Origin of the sequence: Streptomyces viridosporus, assembly GCF_002078235.1 — a bacterium.
In the GTDB taxonomy this organism is placed as follows: domain Bacteria; phylum Actinomycetota; class Actinomycetes; order Streptomycetales; family Streptomycetaceae; genus Streptomyces; species Streptomyces viridosporus.
On the sequence record NZ_MSGP01000819.1, the window covers coordinates 1 to 2831 of the forward strand.

The 2831-nt window shown below is 70.3% G+C and carries 2 protein-coding genes; one reads left to right on the forward strand and one right to left on the reverse strand.

All coding sequences use genetic code 11. The annotated features are described in order from the left end of the window. Positions 1–468: ribose-5-phosphate isomerase (locus B7L92_RS37875; protein ID WP_081241622.1), on the reverse strand; the 468-nt coding region annotated here is incomplete at its 3' end. 260 nt (positions 469–728) lie between these two features. Between B7L92_RS37875 and B7L92_RS37880 the strand changes: the two genes are divergently transcribed. Beyond that, positions 729–2270: an amino acid permease gene (locus B7L92_RS37880; RefSeq protein WP_081241621.1), complete on the forward strand. Its 1542-nt coding sequence runs from the start codon at positions 729–731 to the stop codon at positions 2268–2270. The last annotated feature ends 561 nt before the right edge of the window (positions 2271–2831 follow it).

Consider the following 2831-nt stretch of genomic DNA (forward strand, 5'->3'; position numbering starts at 1 on the left):
GGGCGGGATCGGGGGGAGGTCGCCGGTGGTCTCGTAGTCGGCGAGCATGTCGATGCGGCGGACGTGGCGCTCGTCCTGCGAGAACGGGGTGTTCAGGAAGGTCTCCACGAACGCGGTGGCCTCGTCCTGCGTGTGCATGCGCGCACCCACCGCGACCACGTTGGCGTTGTTGTGCTGACGGCCCAGGGCCGCCGTCTCCTCGCTCCACGCCAGGGCCGCCCGCACGCCCTTCACCTTGTTCGCGGCGATCTGCTCGCCGTTGCCGGAGCCGCCGATCACGATGCCGAGGGCGTCGGGGTCGGCGGCGGTCCGCTCGGCGGCGCGGAGGCAGAAGGGCGGGTAGTCGTCCTGGGCGTCGTAGATGTGGGGCCCGCAGTCGACGGGCTCGTGGCCCGCGCCCTTGAGCCACTCGACGAGGTGGTTCTTGAGTTCGTAGCCGGCATGGTCGGAACCGAGGTACACGCGCATGGTCCGAGTGTGACACGCGGGCTTCCGGGAAGGCGCGCGGGGTGCTGCGACCCAGAAGCGTGAGGAGAATCACTGAACCTCAGGGAAAGGTCGAGTAAAAATCCTCATTCACAGGTTCTCGAATCCGTTCACCTCAGTTTCACTGGACCGGCCCGTATACCCGCCGCATCGGACCCCCACGTCCGCATGTGCCGACACTCCCCCACGCTCACCGGATTCATCCGGAGAACGGCCCCCACGGCGCAAAGGAAATCCGCTCCATGACCTCGCAGCCGACCCTCAAAACGACCGGCAACAGTCCCGGAGACCCCACGGGAACCCCCTCTTCCGGCAGCACCGACGGCCCCGGAGGGGACGGATCCGGTCTGCAGGCCGGACTCAAGAACCGCCATCTGTCGATGATCGCCATCGGCGGTGTCATCGGTGCCGGCCTGTTCGTCGGTTCCAGCTCGGGCATCGCGGCCGCCGGTCCCGGCATCCTCCTCTCCTACGCCCTCGTCGGCACGCTCGTGGTGCTGGTGATGCGGATGCTCGGTGAGATGTCGGCGGCCAACCCGACGTCCGGGTCCTTCTCCGCCCACGCCGACCGCGCGCTCGGGCCCTGGGCCGGGTTCTCGATCGGCTGGCTCTACTGGTTCTTCTGGGTCGTGGTGCTGGCGGTGGAGGCGACCGCCGGGGCCACCATCCTCGAAGGGTGGATACCGGCCGTTCCCCAGTGGGGCTGGGCCCTCATCGTGATGGTGGTGCTGACCGCCACCAACCTCGCGTCCGTCGGTTCCTACGGCGAGTTCGAGTTCTGGTTCGCCGGGATCAAGGTCGTCGCCATCGGCGTGTTCATCGTCGTCGGCGGACTGGCCGTCTTCGGTGTGCTGCCCGGGGTGGACAGCGACTCCGCGGGGCTCGCCAACCTCACCGAGCACGGCGGCTTCCTGCCCCACGGCGCCGGCGCCATCCTCACCGGCATCCTGCTCGTCGTCTTCTCCTTCATGGGCAGCGAGATCGCGACCCTGGCGGCCGGTGAGTCGGAGGACCCGCAACGGGCCGTGACCAAGGCGACCAACAGCATCATCTGGCGCATCGGCGTCTTCTACCTCGGGTCGATCTTCGTCGTCGTCTGCCTGCTGCCGTGGAACAGCGAGTCGATCGCCGAGGACGGCTCGTACGTCGCCGCCCTGAACTCCCTCGGCATCGCGCACGCCGGTCAGATCATGAACTTCATCGTGCTGACGTCCGTGCTGTCCTGCCTCAACTCCGGCCTCTACACGGCCTCCCGGATGGCCTTCTCGCTCGGCCGGCGCGGGGACGCGCCGAAGGCGTTCGCCCGGACCACCCGCCGGGGCGTGCCGCGGAACGCGATCATCGCGTCGGTCGTGTTCGGCTTCGTCGCCGTCTTCTTCAACTACGAGTTCCCGGACTCGGTCTTCCTCTTCCTGGTCAACTCCTCCGGCGCGGTCGCGCTGTTCGTCTGGCTGGTGATCTGCTTCTCGCAGCTGCGCATGCGGCGGATCATCCAGGCCGAGGCGCCTGAGAAGCTGGTCGTGCGGATGTGGCTGTACCCGTACCTGACCTGGGCCAGCGCGGCGCTGATCGTGTTCGTGCTCGGTTACATGCTGACCGACACCGAGCACAACGGGCGGACCACGGTGCTGTTGTCGCTGCTGGTCGCCGCCCTCGTGCTCGCCGTCGCCTTCGTGAAGCAGCACCTGGCCGGACGTGGTGACGGCGGTGCCGGACGCGGTGACGGCGGTGCCGCGCGCGCCGGGGCGCGGGACGGGGTCCCGGCCGACGGGGACTCCCGGTGACGGGGCCGGGGCCCGCGGCGCGTGTGCCCGCGGGCCCCGGCCCCCTGCGCGTCAGAGCACCGCGACGTCGTCCTCGACCTTCTCGTACGCCTTCAGCACCGCCGCTTCGACCTCCGGCCGGTACCGCGTGTTGGTCTGGTACGTCGTTCCGTCCGCGGTGAAGCCCAGCCAGGCGGGCGTGCCACGGGACGCCCTCGAGCGTGAACGCGTACTCCCGCACCACGGCCGGGTGGCCGCGGAACCTGGTCTCCGCCAGACGGATCTTCCGGTAGCCCTGCCCCTGGCGGGCGTCGCGTTCGGAGGTCTGCCAGGTCCGCAGCAGATCGCCGCGGGCCGGGGAGGACTTGGCGGCCGGCTCCCGCGCGCCGTCCGGGGAGGTGTAGTGGATCCCCGCCCCCGTCTTCACGTTCCGCCGCCATCCCTCGGGGCGTCCGGGCGAACCCTCCCACCGCCCGGCGGGCGCCCGGCACGGCCGCGCTGTGGTGGTCGCGGCGGCGGCCGGCGGCCGGCGGGACCGGCACAACGGCGTAGCCCGACACGGGAAGAGGCCCGGTGAGGCGT

Coding starts and splice junctions, on each gene's coding strand:
- B7L92_RS37880 (WP_081241621.1), top strand. CDS start 729: ATGACCTCGCAGCCGACCCTCAAAACGACCGGCAACAGTCCCGGAGAC.